The organism is Photobacterium sp. NCIMB 13483, from assembly GCF_003025475.1.
Lineage (GTDB): Bacteria > Pseudomonadota > Gammaproteobacteria > Enterobacterales > Vibrionaceae > Photobacterium > Photobacterium piscicola.
Map to the genome: position 1 here is coordinate 55,424 of NZ_PYLV01000023.1, position 19,067 is coordinate 74,490.

The following is a 19,067-nucleotide window of genomic DNA, read 5'->3' on the forward strand; positions in this document are numbered from 1 at the left end:
ATGAGTGTCGTTGTTTATGCGCCAGCCTCGATTGGCAATGTCAGTGTCGGTTTTGATGTGTTAGGTGCTGCGGTTTCTCCTATTGATGGTTCTTTATTAGGAGATCGAGTTGAAGTCGCGGCAGGAACATCGGCATTTAGCCTGCAATGTGTCGGCGCTTTTGTGGATAAGTTACCGCCGCAAGCACAAGACAATATTGTGTATCGTTGTTGGCAAGTGTTTGCACGTGAATTGGATCATAAAGGTATTCCATTATTGCCAGTGGCTGTCACATTAGAAAAGAATATGCCAATTGGTTCTGGTTTAGGTTCAAGTGCGTGTTCTATTGTGGCCGCGCTTGAGGCGCTAAACCAATTCCATCAGCAACCATTAACCAGTAATGAATTATTGACGTTAATGGGGGAAATGGAAGGGGAGGTTTCAGGGAGTACCCATTACGATAATGTTGCGCCTTGCTTCTTAGGTGGATTGCAATTTATGGTCCAAGAAATGGGGATTATTAGTCAAGCGGTGCCTTGTTTTGATGATTGGTATTGGGTTATGGCATATCCTGGTATTAAAGTGCCAACAGCTGAAGCGCGTGCCATTTTACCCGCTCAATATCGACGTCAGGATGTGATTGCTCATGGACGTTATTTGGGCGGGTTTATTCATGCTTGCCACTCACGACAACCTTTGTTAGCCGCTAAAATGATCCATGATGTTGTGGCTGAGCCTTATCGTGAAAAATTATTACCACGTTTTCATCAAGCTCGACAATATGCGTTAGAAGCGGGGGCGATTGCGAGTGGTATTTCAGGTTCTGGACCAACGATGTTTAGTATCTGTACCAAGCTTGAGGTTGCACAGCGGTTAGCTAATTGGCTAGCCGATAATTATGTTCAAAATGATCAAGGATTTGTGCATGTTTGTCAGCTGGATAAACAAGGTGCAAAAGTTACAGGGAGTGAGTTATAACCATGAAGTTGTATAATCTTAAAGATCACCAACAACAAGTGTCATTTGGTCAGGCAGTGCGCCAAGGTTTAGGTCGTCAACAAGGCTTATTTTTTCCAGCACAATTACCACAACTGGGTGATATTGATGCTTTGCTCGCAATGGACTTTGTGAGTCGTAGTAGTAAGATTTTATCAGCATTTATTGGCGATGAGCTGAGTCGTGAGATTGTGACTCAAATGGTTGATAGTGCTTTTCAGTTTCCAGCACCTATCAATAAAGTAAAAGACGGCGTGTATGCATTAGAGCTGTTTCATGGTCCGACATTAGCATTTAAAGACTTTGGTGGCCGTTTTATGGCGCAATCTTTAGCTGCGGTAACTGATAGTGACGGTAACATTACCATTTTAACGGCAACATCAGGAGATACAGGTGCCGCGGTTGCTCATGCTTTTTATGGTATGGATAATATTCAAGTGGTGATTTTGTACCCCAAAGGCAAAATTAGCCCACTACAAGAAAAATTGTTTTGTACCTTAGGTGAAAACATTACTACTGTTGCGGTTAATGGCACCTTTGATGATTGTCAGGCATTAGTTAAACAAGCTTTTGATGACGCAGAGTTACGGGCTGATATTGGTCTAAACTCAGCAAACTCGATTAATATCAGTCGCCTAATGGCGCAAATTTGTTATTACTTTGAGGCTGTATCACAATTATCAAAAGCAGAGCGTGAACACCTCGTTATTTCCGTACCGAGTGGTAATTTTGGTAATTTAACCGCAGGTCTATTAGCGAAATCATTAGGTTTACCGGTTAAACGCTTTATTGCTGCCACGAATGTAAATGATACGGTTCCGCGTTATTTACACACAGGGGAGTGGATGCCAAAAACAACCGTTGCCACGATTTCAAATGCGATGGATGTCAGTCAGCCAAATAACTGGCCACGTATTGAAGAGTTATGTCAGCTCAAAGGCTGGGGATTAAATGAGCTTGGGTATGGCGTCGTTGATGACCAACAAACCGCGGTGACATTAAAACAAATGTATGCCGATGGCTATTTATGTGAGCCACACGGTGCAATTGCTTATCATGTTTTAGATCAACAATTAGCCGAGGGTGAAACAGGCATATTCTTGTGTACTGCGCATCCAGCTAAATTTAAAGATGTGGTTGATAACATTCTTAGTACTGATTTACCATTACCTGCACCGCTCGCAAAACATAATGCATTGCCGTTATTATCATTAGAAACCGCTAATGATTTTGCTACAATTAAGACAATTTTATACTCGGTTCAACCCGTTTTATAATGTGATATCAAAACATCATGATACAAAAAAGGAGCCAGTGGCTCCTTTTTTTATTACAGCATCTTGCTCAAATCAAGACACTCACACTAGGCTATAAATTATAGGCTGCTAGTGAAAGTACGAGCGATAACGTCTTGCTGTTGTTCAGTTGTTAGTGAGTTGAAACGTACAGCGTAACCTGATACACGGATAGTTAGCTGTGGGTATTTTTCTGGGTGTGCAGCAGCATCTAGTAGTGTTTCACGCTTAAGAACGTTAACGTTTAGGTGTTGACCACCTTCGATTTTAGCTGGCGCTTCGATAGCTAGTTCACGGTACTCAATGTCACCAAGATCTGCTTGTGCGATAATTTGGTCAGCATCGTAGCTACCAGGTGCACAAACACAACGCGCTTCATTAGACTCGCTATCTAGGATCCAGATTGAGTTTAGTAGATCATCGTTTGCTGCTTTAGTAATTTGAATACCAGTAATCATAACTTTTCTCCAAGAAAATTGTTGTTAATTTATTCGTTTTTGTATTGAGCTACCTATTATATAACCTTCAACGCACATTTGTGTATTGATGTAGATCAAATTACAACGAAAAACCTTAAATATAATAAGGCTGTTTTATTGAGCTAGGTCAATCTAACTGCATTTTACTGGCGAATCAACTAAAAATATCAAATTTAAAAAATAAGTTGAATGTTATTTTGTTGTAAAATAACGACATTTTATGATGTTACTATATGCTTATGGTGAATAGGCTGTCATATCTTGTGGGTTTTTATGTTAAATATCACGACCGCTATTAGTGTTGTTAATATGTTGTTTGGCGGTTATTTGTAGGAGTTATTATGAAACTGATTGGGGCTCATGTGTCGGCAGCTGGTGGTGTGTACAATGCCCCTTCAAATGCTGCGGTTATTGGTGCAAATGCTTTCGCATTGTTTACTAAGAATCAACGTCAATGGTTGTCTAAGCCGTTAGAGGCTGATGCTATTCTGGCGTTTAAGACAAAATGTCAGCAGTTAAATTTTGATGCGACTGCTATTTTACCGCACGATTCTTACTTGATTAATTTAGGTTCACCGGATACTGAGAAGTTACAAAAATCACGGTTAGCTTTCATTGATGAGATGCAACGTTGTCAGCAATTAGGATTACATTTATTGAATTTTCACCCAGGCAGTCATCTTAAAAAAATATCAGAATCAGCCTGTTTAGCCCTCATTGCTGAATCGATTAATTTAGCTCATCAGCAAGTTGATGATGTAGTTGCGGTGATCGAGAATACGGCAGGACAAGGCTCGAACTTAGGTTGGCGTTTTGAACATTTGGCTGAGATTATTGCTCAAGTGGAGGATAAATCTCGTGTAGGAGTTTGTATTGATACTTGCCATACCTTTGCGGCTGGATATGATTTACGAACGATGGAAGCGACAGCAGCGACGTTTGCTGAATTTGATCAAGTGGTTGGGATGCAATATTTGCGAGCAATGCATTTAAATGATTCTAAAGGAGATTTAGGGAGTCATTTGGATCGTCATCATAGCCTAGGTGAAGGGATGATTGGATGGGATTGCTTTCGATTCTTAATGCAAGATAACCGCTTTAATAATATACCTTTGATATTAGAAACCATTAATCCTGATATCTGGCACCATGAAATTACGACTTTACGCAGTTTTGAATAAGAGAGTTAACCTATGACGGCAAGCTGGCAAACATTTATCGAGCAGCAACAACAATTACCGTATTTTAATGATATCGAACAAGCAGTTGCTACGGCTCGTGCTGAGGGTAAGACTGTTTTTCCTCCTCAAGATGATGTGTTTAATGCTTTTTTCAGTACGCCATTAATGGCAACGAAAGTCGTGATTTTAGGTCAAGATCCTTATCATGGTCCTGAACAAGCACATGGGTTGAGTTTTTCGGTATTACCTGGAGTAAAAACGCCACCATCATTGGTTAATATGTACAAGGAATTAGCGACGGATATCAATGGATTTACTATTCCTGATCATGGTTATTTACAACCATGGGCTGAGCAGGGGGTACTGTTACTTAATACCGTCTTAACCGTTGAACAAGGTAATGCGCACTCTCACGCTAAAATTGGTTGGGAAACGTTTACTGATCGCGCTATTGAATACATTAATGATAATACCGAAGGGGTGATTTTTTTATTGTGGGGCGCACATGCTCAGAAAAAAGGTAAGAAAATTGATCTTGAACGACATCACGTTTTAACGTCAGCACATCCTTCACCATTATCTGCTTATCGTGGTTTTTTCGGCTGTAAGCATTTTTCAGAGGCTAATAATTTATTGTCGAGGATGAGCAAATCACCGATTAATTGGCAATTATAAGTCGCGGCACAAGGTATCGCTTTTAGGAATAAAAAGGCCAGCGTTTATGCTGGCCGTTTTAATAATATTTTTAGAAATCAAAATCATCACTATTGAAACTACCACACATATCCATGTCTTGTAGTTCTCTGCGTAGTCTTTGACGGTCTTTCAATGCTTCAATTTCACGCCACTTTCGTTTTTCTGGTTTAGCACGAGAGCGACGAGAAACAGTATCGATTGTCATCATGTCATCAAATGCAAAGCTATCCATAAAGCACCTATCCCTACTTTTCGCTTGGTGTAAGCGATTTGAGTATTTATTACCATAGAATGGCTAATAATAAAATTGAACTGTTTCTCATTTGTTATTAAAATATGAAACTTTTGTGCGCCAAGTATCACAATTGTTGAGTGAGTGATTAAAAAAGAGACCATTATTGGTGTTAAATAGGATTTTTATAGTTTTAATTATTAGTCTGTAGTTAAACCGACTAATTATCTAAATCAAATCCATTTTTAGAGGGTAATAATCAGTAAATGTTTTTAGTTGTAAGTTTTATAACTCACTGTAAAAATGCTGATAATTAAATAATTATTATTTTAATAATGGTTTTGCACCTTATCTCTGATTTTATGCTTTAAAGTTGGCAGGGTTAAAAAGAATACCTGTAACGTATTATTGCCATGTTGGCGCTGTTTTTTATTTGGTTAATAACGGTAGTGAAAAGGACGTTGTATCATTAATTATCGATTTTTAAGGCGTGAAATGTGACTAGTCAAATTAACTTTATCAACGATTTGCTATGGGGATCGGTGTTGATATATTTGCTGATTGGTATTGGCATTTATTTTACTTATCGCCTCAATTTTATTCAATTTCGTCACTTTAAACATATGTTTTCTGTAATGAAAAATAGTCGAAAGTCAGACTCGTCGGGTATTTCATCTTTCCAAGCTTTGTGTACCAGTTTGGCGGCAAGAGTTGGCTCTGGCAATATGGCTGGGGTTGCTGTTGCCTTGACCTTAGGTGGCCCCGGTGCCATTTTTTGGATGTGGCTAATTGCGATGTTAGGTATGGCGACTGCTTTTGCAGAAAGTGCATTAGCGCAATTGTACAAAACCCGTGATGATGATGGTAATTATCGTGGTGGCCCTGCCTATTATATGGAACGTGGTTTAGGTATGCGGTGGATGGGGGTTATCTTTTCTATCTGTTTGATCATTGCCTTTGGCTTAGTTTTTAATGCGGTACAAGCCAATTCAATCAGTCAAGCCACGCATGTCGCTTTTGGGTGGCAACCACAATATGTTGGCCTTGGCCTTGTGGTATTAACCGGCATTATTATTTTTGGTGGTTTGCGTACAATTGCACGTACAGCTGAAATTTTAGTACCGACGATGGCATTGTGTTACCTCGTATTGGCATTATTTATTATGCTGAGCAATATCGAACAGTTACCGCATATTTTGATGTTGATTTTTCGCAGCGCGTTTGGTTTTGAAGAAGCAGCCTCTGGTGCGTTAGGCTACACCATCGCACAAGGAATGATTAATGGCTTAAAACGTGGATTATTTTCAAATGAAGCCGGTATGGGCTCAGCCCCAAACGCTGCTGCATCAGCAACACCTTATCCTCCGCACCCTGCATCACAAGGTTATGTACAGATGTTAGGGGTGTTTATGGACACCATTGTTATCTGCTCTGCCACGGTGGCGATTATTTTAATGTCAGGTGAATATGAGCCACATAGCAGTATTACAGGCATTGAATTAACCCAAAAAGCCATCAGTTCCCAAGTGGGGGATTGGGGTGGGATTTTTATTGCGGTGGCTATATTCTTCTTTTCTTTTACATCACTGGTTGCCAATTATTCCTATGCTGAAACGAATTTGATATTTCTAGAGCATAATCACAAGGTGGGCTTAAATGTCTTTCGAGTGGTAGTGTTATGTATGGTGATGTTTGGAGCAATGGCTGACTTACCTACCGTTTGGGCGATGGCTGATATCTCTATGGGTATGATGGCAATGATTAACTTAGCCGCGATAGTGTTACTGTCGGGGACGGTGATTAAGTTAGCTCAAGATTATAACAAGCAGTTGTCGCTAGGAAAAATACCCACATTTAATCGTCAAGATTACCCCGAATTACATGCTCAACTTGAAGCGGGAATTTGGGATGAATCGGCACCCGTTGTCGTAAAATCAACGCGACATTAATGTTGTATACCTATTAATGAAATAGTAATAACCACGGCAGTTATACGTGGTTTTTACTATTGATGGTGGTAGTCTAAATACGTCAGACTTTAAAGGAAAAAGCCTTATGTTAATCGTGGTATCACCCGCAAAAACGTTAGATTACACCTCGCCATTAGCAACAACAACTTATACGTTACCTGAATTAACCGTTGATTCAGCTGAATTGATTGATGTTTGCCGAGAGCTGACACCGATGGATATTGCTAGCTTGATGAAAGTCAGTGATAAAATTGCCGGACTAAATGCAGCTCGTTTTGCTGAGTGGCAGCCAACGTTTACCGTGGATAATGCTCGCCAAGCGATTTTGGCATTTAAAGGTGATGTCTACACGGGCTTAGCCGCAGAAACTATGACTGAAGCACAGTTTGCCTATACACAGCAGCATTTACGAATGTTATCTGGGCTTTATGGCGTGTTGCGACCACTTGATTTAATGCAGCCATACCGTTTAGAAATGGGCACCCGTCTAGCGAACCAACGTGGCAGTAATTTGTATCAATTCTGGGGCGATATTATTACCGATAAGCTTAATGTCGCTGTCGCTGAACAAGGCGATAATATTGTGGTTAATCTAGCATCTAATGAATACTTTAAAGCGGTTAAGCCTAAAAAACTCAATGCTCAATTAATTACCCCTATTTTTAAAGACTGTAAAAATGGCACTTATAAAGTCATTAGTTTCTATGCCAAAAGAGCCCGTGGAATGATGGCTCGCTATATTTTAGATAATCAATTAACGTCTATTGCTCAGTTACAACAGTTTGATAGTGCAGGCTATTATTTTGTTGCAGCGGAATCAACATCCACTGAATTAGTGTTTAAGCGTGAACAGCAATAATTAATGTAGCGGTAATTATTTTATGCTAAAAAAAGGCCAACGCATTAGCGTTGGCCTTTTTATTTGTCTGTTTTGTAAAAGAGAAAATTATGACTTAGCTTGGCTTTTTTTAGCTGCTTGTTTGATTTTCTTTTTCGCTTTCGCTTCTTTTACTTTCTTATCAACTTTTTTCTTTTTCTTGGCGGTATTAGGTTTCTTCGTTTGTGGACGTAGACCATGAATAAAGCGCTCTTGCACTTCTTCTTTCATGTAACGGCTAATACGTTCGATCATGCCTTGGTCATGTGCTTCAACCAATGCAATAGCAGTACCTTTTTTGCCTGCACGAGCAGTACGACCAATACGGTGTACGTAGACTTCAGCAGTACGTGGTAGGTCAAAGTTAATAACATGGCTTACATCGGGTAAATCAATACCGCGCGCAGCAACGTCGGTAGCAATGAGTACGTTCACTACACCATCACGAAAACGAGTGATCATGTTAGTACGTGCAGCTTGTGCCATTTCACCTTGAATCCAGTTACAAGGAATGCCCATTGCGTCTAATTGACTACGAAGGATACCTAAGCGCTCACGTGTTTTTACAAAGATGATGGTACGTTCAGCTTGATCTTTAATGATGTTTTCTAACAGAGCAAGTTTGTGCTCCATACTATCGCAACGAAGATACATCTGTTGAATCTTTTTACGTTCGCGACGAGATGGATCAGCGTTAACTTCAAGTGGTTCATTTAGAATAGTTTCTGAGAACTCACGTACGCCTTTACCTTCTAAGGTTGCTGAGAATAATAAACTCTGACGACGCCAGCGACATTCATGGTTGATGCGCTCAACAATTTTGCCAAAGCCCATGTCTAACATACGGTCAGCTTCATCAAGAATCAGACATTCAATTGCGCGGCAATCAAATTTCTCAGACTCAATGTATTCCATTAAACGGCCAGGTGTTGCTACGACGATATCTTGCGTTTTACCAAGTAGCTCAGCATGCTCATCGTAAGAAATACCACCGGTAATAGTGAATACTTTTAAGTTAGTGTACTTAGACAGTGCTTTTGCATGTTCAGCAACTTGAATCGCTAACTCACGCGTTGGCGTTAAGATTAATACACGTGCAGGCCCCGGCTTTTTGCGTGGAAAATCCTGCAAGTGCTGAATCATTGGAAGCAGAAACGCAGCTGTTTTTCCGGTCCCTGTTGGTGCAGAAGCCATGACATCTTTACCGTCAAGGGCATGAGGGATAGCCTGCGCTTGAACTACGGTTGGGCGGCTATAGCCGATCTCGTCAATCGCTCGTAATAGCTCGCTATCTAACTCTAATTCGGAAAAGTCTTTCACCAGTTATCTCTCCCAAGACAAATGCTAAATATGCTCTCGTCACTGTGCTTATGCCGTGTAACCAGAACATGGGTATTTATATTAAGGGGCGGCATTATAGCCACTCTTGGCGTAAGTAACACCGATTAAAACATAAAAACTTCAGTTAATGATCAATATTCATTATTGCTTGATTATATTTTATACGTTAACCGATTACATTTTTAAGTAAAAATCTTTAGTAAGTTTAATAAAATCAGTGGAATAGGTGTTATTAGTATGAATGCAAAGTTGTTGTTGCTCAGTAATGACGCAATTTTTAGTTAATTCGATTAATGTGCGCATTATTGGTTTATGCATGGTTGTGCGAACATCGCAACGACGCTGGCAGTATAGCCCATAAGCGGATGCTTGGTTGATCAGTTGTTGACCTTCATAGGCGGGTAGAATAATGCTAGCACTACCATCTGTTGTTAATAAATAGCGAAGGGTTTCTAGTAATTGTTGATGACTAAAGCTGTCGGTATGACGTGCTGTGGCGCGATGTTGCTGGTGTGCTTGTTGACCTGCATTAAAATAGGGTGGGTTACAAATAATACTATCAATAGATGCTGGGGCAATATGCTGACACCAATGGGTAATGTTATTTTCAATACATTGTAAGCGTGATGACCATGGCGACGCGGAAAAATTTGCCGTTGCTGCCATTGCCGCGTTGGAATCTAATTCAATGGCAGTGATTGTTGTTGCTTGGGTGCGCTGTGCCGCCATTAGTGCTAATAAGCCACTACCTGTACCGATATCAACAATATGCCCTTGCTGCGGTAAACCTGCCCATGCACCTAATAAAACGCCATCAGTACTAATAGGCATGCCGCAACCATGATCATTGATGGTGAATTGTTTGAAGTTAAAGCTGCGACTCATTGTTTATTCCCTTGGTTTTTGGATAGTTACCATGTTGATAAAACACACAAAAGCATATAAAGCGAAGGTTATATAATCAAACTATAATTAATGACGTTGATTTTGTTAAAATTCTGTTTTTATATCGATATTTAAGTGTTATGTGTTTTTTATAAGTATGGTTGTTTTACTCTGTACTGGTTTTTTGTTTTGTTTTGATTTTAAAAACCAGTGTTTAGTTCTGGTTTTTTGGCGATCAAGCTGAATTATATGGTGTTTTTCGCTACTCTATTGCTAAGGTTAACCTTTTTGGTCATTATGCTGCAAGGCACGTAATTAATAGCAACATATAACTCGTGCTACTTATTATAAAAAATGCAGACACAATATATAACCCATTAGAGAGTGGAAGGTGCAGTTTGAAAAAAACACTCAAAATAACAGATATCATTGCGCTAGGCTTTATGACCTTTGCGTTCTTCCTTGGTGCAGGTAACATTATTTTTCCACCGTTAGCCGGACAGCTTGCGGGTGAGAATATGTTATCAGCAATGTCAGGGTTCTTAGTAACAGCCGTAGGCTTACCGTTAATTGGAATTATCGCGGTAGCAATAGCGGGTGGTGGTTGGACGGGACTGACTCGTGATTTACCATCAAAGGTCGCAACGTTAATGGCGGTATTGATTTTTATCATTATTGGCCCTGCGTTTGCCGCTCCTCGTACCGGTCTTGTTGCTTATGAAATGGCAGTAAAACCTTTTCTTACTGATGCAAGCCAAACCAGTTTAACCCTCTTTTCTATTATCTTCTTTTCGGTAGCACTGTTCTTTGCTTGGTCTCGCGGTAAATTAATCGACATGATTGGCAAATTTTTAACTCCCGCTTTATTTGTGGTGTTAACGGTGTTGGCGATTGCGGTCTTTATTAATCCACAAGGAACCATCATTGCAGCACAAGGTGAATATATCTCTCAACCGTTTACTACTGGTTTCCTTGAGGGTTATAACACCATGGATACCTTTGCTGCACTGATGTTCGGTATGCTGATTGTTGATGTTATTCGTAGCAAAGGCGTGACGGATGATAAGACAACTTGTACTTACCTTATTTATGCAGGCTTGATTGCAGCTGCCGGTTTAGCCTTTGTTTATGTGTCATTATTTTATCTTGGCGCAACCAGTGCGGGCATTGCTGCTGGCGTTGGTAATGGTGGTGCAATTTTAACGACTTATGTGATGGCGCTGTTTGGTTCAACCGGACAAATTATTTTATCAACGATTGTATTACTTGCATGTTTAACAACGGCAATTGGTTTAATCAGTGCGTGTGCTGATTACTTTAGTACCCTAACGCCAATGTCTTATAAAAAGTGGGCTGTGTTGTTAGCCATAATCTGTGCGGTAGTCGCAAATGTTGGCTTAAATATGCTGATTTCTCTGTCGATACCAGTGTTGTTTGCATTGTACCCTGTTGCTATCGCATTAGTGGCATTGACCTTGATTCGCAAGTGGTTGCCTAATCCACGCTTAGCATACCGAGTGGTGTTATTGGTATCACTGATTTTCAGTATGATTGATGTGGCTAAATACCTGAAGTTTGATATGTCGTTGTTTAGTTCATTGCCAATGTTTAATTATGGTATGGCATGGGTATTACCAACGGTTATTGCTTTAGTGATAACGCGTTTCATCGGTGGTAAACAATCTAAAGATGAAAATAAGCACACCGTTGTTATATAAAACAGTGCAATAACAATGTAGCTGTTGAAATATAAAAAAGGGATGCATGAGCATCCCTTTTTTTATGAATATGATCCAAGTTTAGATAAGTTGAGCGTATTCGAGCATGATTTGCTCACACCATTGATGAATACGATCATCACTTAATTCGTATTGGCTATCTTCATCTAAAGCGAGACCCACAAACAATGATTCATCGGCTGTTAATGCTTTTGATGCCTGAAATTGATAGCTATCATCATTAGGCCAATAACCGATAAATTGTACTCCAGTTGAGCTGAGTTGGTCATGCAACATACCCATTGCATCTAAAAACCACTCGGTATAGCCTTCTTGATCACCGAGCCCAAATAAGGCCACGGTTTTTTGTTGTAATTGTAAGCCATCTAATTGTTGCCATACCGCTTCCCAGTCTTCTTGGATTTCACCAAAATCCCAAGTTGAAATGCCTAAAATTAGCATGTCATACTGGTTCATTTCCGTTAATGGCGTGTGTTTAATATTGTGTAATTCAACCAGATCAGCCCCTAGGCATTCACGAATTTTTTCTGCCGCCATTTCGGTATAACAGGTCGTTGAGCCATAAAACAAACCAATTTTCATGCTGTGTATCCTCTGTTTTTATTTTTAACCAAAGTGTACTCGCTATTGATCGTTGAGCTCAAGGTTAGCGTGGTCTTGAACGGTATAATATTCCGTTGAATTAATAGATAACGAGGTTACTTTTTAGTACAAATATCCTATCATGCGCTGAGTACTGTGTTTTTATCCATGTATTTAAACCGTCTTATGACACAGCTTATGATGAGGTAAAAATGGTAACCGACGATGTTATTATTGAACGCTTTCTTGATGCGATGTGGATGGAACGAGGGTTATCCGACAATACTCTTGCCTCTTATCGTAATGATTTAAAAAAATTACAACAATGGATGCAGCAACAAGCGATTACTGTTTCTCACGCCTCAGTTGATGATTTACAACGTTATCAATTATGGCTGTTTGATCAAAACTATAAGCAAACATCACGCGCACGTATGGTGTCGGCGATTCGACGTTTATTTCAATATTTATACCGTGAGAAAGTACGGATTGATGATCCGAGTGCAATGTTAGTAACGCCTAAGTTACCTAAACGGTTGCCAAAAGATCTCAGTGAAGCACAAGTAGATGCGTTATTAGAAGCCCCCGATGTTAATGATCCACTTGAATTACGCGATAAAGCGATGCTGGAATTGTTATATGCCACCGGATTACGTGTGACCGAATTAGTTACATTAACCATGGATAAAGTCAGCTTGCGCCAAGGTGTGGTGAGAGTGACCGGTAAAGGTGATAAAGAACGCTTAGTGCCGATGGGGGAGAATGCTGTTGATTGGATTGAACAGTTTATTGAAAGTGGGCGCCCCGTATTATTAGGCGAGAAAAGCTCAGATGTATTGTTTCCAAGTCGACGCGCACGTCAAATGACCCGCCAAACATTCTGGCATCGAATTAAATATTATGCGGTATTAGCCGGGATTGATGCTGATACATTATCACCCCATGTCATGCGCCATGCTTTTGCTACCCATTTACTTAATTACGGCGCTGATTTGCGTGTGGTACAAATGTTGCTTGGCCATAGTGATCTCTCTACAACCCAAATTTATACTCATGTTGCCACTGAAAGATTGAAACAATTACACCAAAGTCACCATCCTCGTGCATAATTATGAGATGTTGTTAGCTAAAATTAGCGATAATATTTGTATTTAGGGATACTTCATTTATGCTGCGCGGATAAAAATAATAGCGCAATTGAAACTATTTAGTCGAAATCTCGGTCTGTTTTATATCGAGATTGTCATCATTTGAAAAGGGATAACAAGATGCATTTTATTCGTCGCACCGTGCTAGCCACTACTATTGCACTCACTGCTTTTTCTGCGGTAGCAAAGCCTGACGTAACGGCTATCACCAAGCAACTATCAACCATTGGTTTAACGCCAAGCTCAATTACGGCTTCGCCAATGGCGGGTGTAAATGAAGTTGTGACTGAACGTGGTGTTGTTTATACCTCTGATGACGGACAATATTTTCTAGCGGGTCATTTATACCAAAACACGGGGGCTGAACCTGTGAATTTAACTGAGCAAAAAATGGCACAGTTAAACAAAGCTAAATTAGCGGGAATGGATAAAGACATGATTGTTTATCCAGCTAAAAATGAAAAATATGTGGTAACCGTGTTTACTGATACTAGCTGTGGTTATTGCCGTAAATTGCATAATGAAATGCAAGGTTATAACGATGCTGGCATTACGGTACGTTACCTTGCTTTCCCTCGCGGTGGTGAGCGTTCAAGTAACTTCAATCAAATGAGTGCTATTTGGGGAGCGAAAGATCGTGTTAAAGCTATGCATGATGCAAAGAACGGTACTTTTGATGAATCAAAAATCACCCCTCGTCCTGATTTAGTGATGGAACAATACCAATTAGGTGTTGCGATGGGCGTGAATGGTACCCCTGCAATCGTGCTTGAAGATGGCACTATGATTCCAGGTTACCAACCGCCAGCAGCATTACTGCAATTATTGGATAGCAAAGCGAAAAGCTAATTACGACCATTAATTAACATTGGTCATCGTGGATAAAAGCCTGATAGTGATATCAGGCTTTTTTGTTGGCGGTGATTTGGTTAAGATGAAAAGATAATCATTCCACTAAAGAAGCCGTTATTATGATAGAAATCAAACGTCGTCCTGTTGTCGATCCTCAAGGCTTCTCGAATGAGATCCCCGCTATTTTACAACGCATTTATGCGAGCCGTGGCATTACAAATGATGCAGAACTTGAACGCGGCGCGAAAGGATTACTTAATTATAATCAGCTTTATGGTATGGCTGATGCAGTAACATTATTAGTTACCGCACTTACCAATAATACTCGCATTATAATTGTGGGTGACTTTGATGCCGATGGTGCCACCAGTTCTGCATTATCAGTGTTGGCGTTGAAAATGTTGGGGTGTCGCAATGTTGATTACCTAGTGCCAAATCGTTTTGATGATGGTTATGGTCTTAGTCCTGAAGTGGCGCAGCAAGCGATTGATCGTGGTGCAGAACTTATCATGACGGTGGATAATGGCGTCTCTTCGATTGCTGGTGTGGCAGCAGCAAAGGCACAAGGGGTACAAGTGCTGGTTACTGATCATCACCTACCGGGGGACTGTTTACCTGCTGCTGATGCGATGGTGAATCCTAACCTTGATCAATGCGGTTTTCCCTCAAAAGCATTATGTGGGGTTGGGGTCGCGTTTTATTTGATGCTGGCTTTACGAGCAGAACTGCGTAATAACGGTTGGTTTGAACAACAAGCGCTGGCCGTGCCTAATTTAGCTGAACTGCTTGATTTAGTGGCACTGGGTACGGTTGCTGATGTGGTGGCTTTAGATGGTAATAACCGCATTCTCGTCCATCAAGGTTTACAACGTATTCGTGCTGGTAAATGCCGCCCTGGTATTCAAGCATTAATCGAAGTGGCTAATCGTGATCCTGCTCGATTAGTGGCGAGTGATCTTGGCTTTGCACTTGGGCCGCGAATTAATGCTGCAGGACGATTAGACGATATGTCATTCGGAGTGGAGTTACTGCTGTGTGACAATATTCAAGCAGCACGACGTATGGCGTCAGAGCTTGATGCGCTTAATCAAACTCGTAAAGAAATAGAACAAGGGATGAAAGAAGAAGGTCTCGCGATTTGTGAACGGTTACAGTTTAATCAGCAAGATATGCCTTATGGTTTAGTGCTGTTTCAACGTGATTGGCATCAAGGGGTGATCGGTATTTTAGCCTCGCGGATCAAAGATAAATATCATCGCCCAGTGATTGCTTTTGCTGATGCAGGCAACGGTGAAATTAAAGGATCTTGTCGCTCTATTGTCGGATTACATATGCGCGATGTGTTAGATGTGGTTGATACACAACATCCTGGTATGATTTTAAAATTTGGTGGTCACGCGATGGCGGCTGGATTGACCATCCCTGAGTCTCAATTGGACGCCTTCAGTCTCGCTTTTGATGCCGCAGTACGTAAAGTGTTAGATGAAGATGCATTGCAAGGTGTATTACTCAGTGATGGTGAACTACAACCCCATGAACTAACGCTTGAGACTGCTGAAATATTACGCGCAGGTGGGCCATGGGGACAACAATTTCCTGAACCGACGTTTGATGGTTCGTTTCGATTATTACACCAAAAGCTGGTGGCAGGAAAACATCTAAAAATAATGGTTGAGCCGTTAGCGGGGGGAAGTGTGATCGATGCGATAGCATTTAATGTTGATCTTAAACGGTGGCCAGATGCTTCAGTACAGCAAATTGAATTGGTGTATCGCCTCGATGTTAATGAGTTTCGCGGCAATCGTAGCGTGCAATTGATGGTTGAACATTTAGCTGCAAAATAATGCCAGCATGAGAACTTAGCCGAAAGTGGTGAGGATCTTGGCGTCGACAGCCTAGATTGTCACCATATTTCGATTAATTTTCTGATAACCTTTCACTCCCCCTGTATATTCTATCTACAATTCGATAGAATCTTGCGGTTATGTCCATTTCGGTAATGAAGCGTGGCGATGTTCGAAATTAATCCTATTAAAAACCGACTTGAGGATGTGTCAGCACGTACTGACATCCTTAGGGGGTACCTTTGACTATGATGCTAAAAAAGAGCGTCTAGAAGAGGTCAATGCAGAGTTAGAGCAACCAGATGTATGGAGTGAACCTGAACGCGCTCAAGCGTTAGGTAAAGAACGTGCAGCACTGGAAGCGGTAGTTGAAACGATTGACTTATTAGACCAAGGCGTTGAAGACGTTGCGGGTCTACTTGAGTTAGCGGTTGAAGAAGACGATCAAGAAACCTTTGATGAGATTGAACCTGAGTTAGCTGAGCTTGAAGCTAAGTTAGCTAAGTTAGAATTTCGTCGAATGTTTGCTGGTGATCATGATAGTTCTGATTGCTATCTTGACCTTCAAGCAGGTTCTGGTGGTACTGAAGCACAAGATTGGACATCAATGATGCTCCGCATGTATTTGCGTTGGGCTGATGCCAAAGGCTTTAAGAGCGAGATCATTGAAATTTCTGATGGCGATGTTGCCGGTCTGAAATCTGTCACAGTACGTATTAGCGGTGAGTATGCTTATGGTTGGTTACGTACCGAAACAGGTGTTCACCGTTTAGTGCGTAAATCACCGTTTGACTCAGGCGGCCGTCGTCATACTTCGTTCGCATCAGCATTTGTGTATCCAGAAATTGATGACAATATCGTTATTGATATCAATCCTTCTGATTTACGTATTGACGTATACCGCGCATCAGGTGCGGGTGGTCAGCACGTAAACACCACTGAATCTGCGGTACGTATTACACACTTACCAACAAACCTTGTTGTACAGTGTCAGAACGATCGCTCTCAGCATAAGAACAAAGATCAAGCAATGAAGCAATTAAAAGCGAAATTGTTTGAATATGAAATGCAGAAGCAAAATGCTGAAAAGCAAGCCAGTGAAGATACCAAATCAGACATTGGCTGGGGCAGTCAAATCCGTTCTTATGTATTGGATGACTCCCGCATAAAAGATTTACGTACTGGGGTGGAAAATCGAAACACCCAAGCAGTATTGGACGGTGATTTAGACCGTTTTATTGAAGCTAGCTTGAAATCAGGTCTTTAACCGAATTTCAGTAAAATTTTAAGGGATACCCCATGACTGACCAAGTACAAGATGAGAATAAACTGATTGCTGAACGTCGTGCTAAATTAGACATGATCCGCAAAGGTTGTAAAGCAAATGGCCACCCAAATGATTTCCGTCGTGATAGCTTAGCGGCAGATCTAGAAGCAAAATACGGTGAGATGACTAAGGAAGAGCTTGAACAAGCCGGTCATGTGTTTGCAATCGCTGGCCGTGTAATGGCTAAGCGTGGTCCTTTCCTTGCAATTCAAGATGTATCTGGCCGTATTCAGGCTTATGCATCTAAAGATGTTCAGAAAGAGCTAAAAGAAAAATATTCTGGTCTAGATATCGGTGACATCATCGGTGTTAAAGGGGCGCTACATAAATCTGGTAAAGGTGATCTTTACATCGAAATGGATAGCTACGAGTTGCTAACAAAAGCACTGCGTCCATTACCAGAGAAATTCCATGGTTTAACTGACCAAGAAATGCGTTACCGTCAACGTTATGTTGATCTGATTGTAAATGACGATTCTCGTCGTGCATTTATCATTCGTTCAAAAGTGGTTTCAGCGATCCGTAATTTCATGGTAACAAAAAACTTCATGGAAGTTGAAACGCCAATGATGCACGTGATCCCTGGTGGTGCAACAGCACGTCCATTTGTGACTCACCATAATGCATTAGACATCGACATGTACCTACGTGTTGCGCCTGAGCTTTACCTTAAGCGTCTAGTGGTTGGTGGTTTTGAGCGTGTATTTGAAATTAACCGTAACTTCCGTAATGAAGGTCTATCTCCACGTCATAACCCTGAATTCACTATGATGGAATTCTACATGGCGTACGCTGATTACCATGATCTAATGGATCTTACTGAAGAAATGCTAAGCAGCGTTGCGATTGACGTTCTAGGTTCTTCAAAAATGCCTTATGGTGAGTTTGAAGTTGAATTTGCTGGCCCTTACGCGCGTATCAGCATGCTAGATGCAATCAAGCAATACAACCCAGATCATGCAGAAATCCAAGCATTAACTTACGAAGGCGTTGCTGATCGTGAGCTAATGGTTAAGATTGCTAAGTCTGTGCATGTTGATGTTGAAAGCTTCTGGACGTGTGGTCAGTTATTAGAAGAGATCTTTGGCGAAACCGCTGAACCTCAACTAATGCAACCAACATTCATTACTGAATACCCAGCAGATATCTCACCACTTGCTCGTCGTAACGATGAAAACCCATTCATTACTGATCGTTTTGAATTCTTCATCGGTGGTCGTGAAGTAGCGAATGGTTTCTCTGAGCTTAACGATGCTCAAGACCAAGACCAACGCTTTAAAGCACAAGTTAATGCTAAAGATGCGGGTGATGATGAAGCTATGTACTATGATGCAGACTACATTACTGCGCTAGAGCATGGTTTACCGCCAACAGCAGGTCAAGGTATCGGTATTGACCGTTTAGTAATGCTATTTACTAACACACATACAATTCGTGACGTTATTTTGTTTCCGGCAATGCGCCCACAACTAAATAATTAATCGTGTCGTAATATAAAAAAACCATCGCCTAATGCGGTAATGCTGATCAGTTAAGCCCAAAATGATCAGTTGAACGATCCTGTAGATGTGTAAAAATCCAAGTGTATTTAATGCACTTGGATTTTTTTATGTTTTTAAGACAAGCACTTGAACAGATACATGC

The 19,067-nt window shown here is 40.8% G+C and carries 17 protein-coding genes; 12 read left to right on the plus strand and 5 right to left on the minus strand.

Going from position 1 to position 19,067, the window contains the following annotated elements:
- Together thrB and thrC are read left to right on the plus strand one after the other, a co-directional pair.
- Positions 1-957, plus strand: a complete 957-nt coding sequence (gene thrB, locus C9I86_RS15890; protein WP_080158494.1) for a homoserine kinase — start codon at positions 1-3, stop codon at positions 955-957.
- Between the two features lie 2 nt (positions 958-959).
- Positions 960-2,252 (plus strand): threonine synthase, encoded by a 1,293-nt coding sequence (gene thrC, locus C9I86_RS15895; RefSeq protein WP_107276904.1) that lies wholly within the window; start codon positions 960-962, stop codon positions 2,250-2,252.
- Positions 2,253-2,350: 98 nt separating this feature from the next.
- On the opposite strand, the gene grcA is transcribed toward thrC, so the two are convergent.
- Entirely contained in the window at positions 2,351-2,728 is a 378-nt protein-coding gene (gene grcA / locus C9I86_RS15900) for an autonomous glycyl radical cofactor GrcA (RefSeq protein WP_036796032.1), read from the minus strand.
- Positions 2,729-3,090: 362 nt separating this feature from the next.
- On the opposite strand from grcA, the gene nfo reads away from it, so the two are divergent.
- Both nfo and ung read left to right on the plus strand, forming a co-directional pair.
- Positions 3,091-3,930 carry a deoxyribonuclease IV gene (nfo, locus tag C9I86_RS15905; protein WP_107276905.1) on the plus strand — a complete coding sequence of 280 codons (840 nt, stop codon included), beginning with the start codon at positions 3,091-3,093 and terminating at the stop codon, positions 3,928-3,930.
- A gap of 12 nt (positions 3,931-3,942) precedes the next feature.
- Complete coding sequence (gene ung, locus C9I86_RS15910) at positions 3,943-4,605, plus strand: uracil-DNA glycosylase (RefSeq protein ID WP_107276906.1); 663 nt, start codon at positions 3,943-3,945, stop codon at positions 4,603-4,605.
- A 70-nt stretch (positions 4,606-4,675) separates the two neighbouring features.
- Here the strand turns inward: ung and C9I86_RS15915 are convergent, their stop codons facing one another.
- The gene (locus C9I86_RS15915) at positions 4,676-4,858 is read right to left on the minus strand and encodes a DUF3545 family protein (RefSeq protein WP_080158490.1); all 183 of its coding nucleotides are present in this window, start codon (positions 4,856-4,858) and stop codon (positions 4,676-4,678) included.
- A 497-nt stretch (positions 4,859-5,355) separates the two neighbouring features.
- Here C9I86_RS15915 and C9I86_RS15920 point away from each other — a divergent pair, with 497 nt between their 5' ends.
- A complete protein-coding gene (locus C9I86_RS15920) occupies positions 5,356-6,807 on the plus strand; it encodes a sodium:alanine symporter family protein (RefSeq protein ID WP_080158489.1) in 1,452 nt (483 codons plus the stop codon).
- Between the two features lie 106 nt (positions 6,808-6,913).
- Positions 6,914-7,687, plus strand: coding sequence for a peroxide stress protein YaaA (gene yaaA / locus C9I86_RS15925; protein WP_107276907.1), 774 nt, complete (start codon positions 6,914-6,916; stop codon positions 7,685-7,687).
- Between the two features lie 87 nt (positions 7,688-7,774).
- On the opposite strand, the gene srmB is transcribed toward yaaA, so the two are convergent.
- Both srmB and C9I86_RS15935 read right to left on the minus strand, forming a co-directional pair.
- The gene (srmB, locus tag C9I86_RS15930; RefSeq protein WP_080158487.1) at positions 7,775-9,025 is read right to left on the minus strand and encodes an ATP-dependent RNA helicase SrmB; all 1,251 of its coding nucleotides are present in this window, start codon (positions 9,023-9,025) and stop codon (positions 7,775-7,777) included.
- A 195-nt stretch (positions 9,026-9,220) separates the two neighbouring features.
- Complete coding sequence (locus C9I86_RS15935; RefSeq protein ID WP_107276908.1) at positions 9,221-9,931, minus strand: tRNA1(Val) (adenine(37)-N6)-methyltransferase; 711 nt, start codon at positions 9,929-9,931, stop codon at positions 9,221-9,223.
- Positions 9,932-10,329: 398 nt separating this feature from the next.
- Here C9I86_RS15935 and brnQ point away from each other — a divergent pair, with 398 nt between their 5' ends.
- Positions 10,330-11,649: a branched-chain amino acid transport system II carrier protein gene (gene brnQ, locus C9I86_RS15940; RefSeq protein WP_080158485.1), complete on the plus strand. Its 1,320-nt coding sequence runs from the start codon at positions 10,330-10,332 to the stop codon at positions 11,647-11,649.
- An 81-nt stretch (positions 11,650-11,730) separates the two neighbouring features.
- Here the strand turns inward: brnQ and fldB are convergent, their stop codons facing one another.
- On the minus strand, positions 11,731-12,252 hold the full coding sequence (fldB, locus tag C9I86_RS15945; RefSeq protein ID WP_080158484.1) for a flavodoxin FldB: 522 nt from the start codon (positions 12,250-12,252) through the stop codon (positions 11,731-11,733).
- Between the two features lie 212 nt (positions 12,253-12,464).
- Between fldB and xerD the strand changes: the two genes are divergently transcribed.
- The 5 genes from xerD to lysS all read left to right on the plus strand — a co-directional run bounded on the left by xerD (position 12,465) and on the right by lysS (position 18,904).
- Entirely contained in the window at positions 12,465-13,361 is an 897-nt protein-coding gene (xerD, locus tag C9I86_RS15950; RefSeq protein ID WP_080158483.1) for a site-specific tyrosine recombinase XerD, read from the plus strand.
- A 159-nt stretch (positions 13,362-13,520) separates the two neighbouring features.
- Entirely contained in the window at positions 13,521-14,249 is a 729-nt protein-coding gene (gene dsbC / locus C9I86_RS15955) for a bifunctional protein-disulfide isomerase/oxidoreductase DsbC (protein WP_107276909.1), read from the plus strand.
- 122 nt (positions 14,250-14,371) lie between these two features.
- A complete protein-coding gene (gene recJ, locus C9I86_RS15960; RefSeq protein WP_107276910.1) occupies positions 14,372-16,096 on the plus strand; it encodes a single-stranded-DNA-specific exonuclease RecJ in 1,725 nt (574 codons plus the stop codon).
- 168 nt (positions 16,097-16,264) lie between these two features.
- A protein-coding gene (gene prfB / locus C9I86_RS15965) for a peptide chain release factor 2 (protein ID WP_107276911.1) occupies positions 16,265-17,363 on the plus strand; the annotation gives its coding sequence in 2 pieces (ribosomal slippage) (positions 16,265-16,339 and positions 16,341-17,363; 1,098 coding nt in all).
- A gap of 32 nt (positions 17,364-17,395) precedes the next feature.
- Positions 17,396-18,904: a lysine--tRNA ligase gene (gene lysS / locus C9I86_RS15970; RefSeq protein ID WP_080158480.1), complete on the plus strand. Its 1,509-nt coding sequence runs from the start codon at positions 17,396-17,398 to the stop codon at positions 18,902-18,904.
- Positions 18,905-19,067 lie beyond the last annotated feature (163 nt).

Excerpts from the sequence above, each read along its gene's own strand:
- thrB (WP_080158494.1), top strand. The coding sequence starts at position 1 with ATGAGTGTCGTTGTTTATGCGCCAGCCTCGATTGGCAATGTCAGTGTC.
- thrC (WP_107276904.1), top strand. The coding sequence starts at position 960 with ATGAAGTTGTATAATCTTAAAGATCACCAACAACAAGTGTCATTTGGT.
- grcA (WP_036796032.1), bottom strand. The coding sequence starts at position 2,728 with ATGATTACTGGTATTCAAATTACTAAAGCAGCAAACGATGATCTACTA.
- nfo (WP_107276905.1), top strand. The coding sequence starts at position 3,091 with ATGAAACTGATTGGGGCTCATGTGTCGGCAGCTGGTGGTGTGTACAAT.
- ung (WP_107276906.1), top strand. The coding sequence starts at position 3,943 with ATGACGGCAAGCTGGCAAACATTTATCGAGCAGCAACAACAATTACCG.
- C9I86_RS15915 (WP_080158490.1), bottom strand. The coding sequence starts at position 4,858 with ATGGATAGCTTTGCATTTGATGACATGATGACAATCGATACTGTTTCT.
- yaaA (WP_107276907.1), top strand. The coding sequence starts at position 6,914 with ATGTTAATCGTGGTATCACCCGCAAAAACGTTAGATTACACCTCGCCA.
- C9I86_RS15935 (WP_107276908.1), bottom strand. The coding sequence starts at position 9,931 with ATGAGTCGCAGCTTTAACTTCAAACAATTCACCATCAATGATCATGGT.
- fldB (WP_080158484.1), bottom strand. The coding sequence starts at position 12,252 with ATGAAAATTGGTTTGTTTTATGGCTCAACGACCTGTTATACCGAAATG.
- xerD (WP_080158483.1), top strand. The coding sequence starts at position 12,465 with ATGGTAACCGACGATGTTATTATTGAACGCTTTCTTGATGCGATGTGG.
- dsbC (WP_107276909.1), top strand. The coding sequence starts at position 13,521 with ATGCATTTTATTCGTCGCACCGTGCTAGCCACTACTATTGCACTCACT.
- recJ (WP_107276910.1), top strand. The coding sequence starts at position 14,372 with ATGATAGAAATCAAACGTCGTCCTGTTGTCGATCCTCAAGGCTTCTCG.
- lysS (WP_080158480.1), top strand. The coding sequence starts at position 17,396 with ATGACTGACCAAGTACAAGATGAGAATAAACTGATTGCTGAACGTCGT.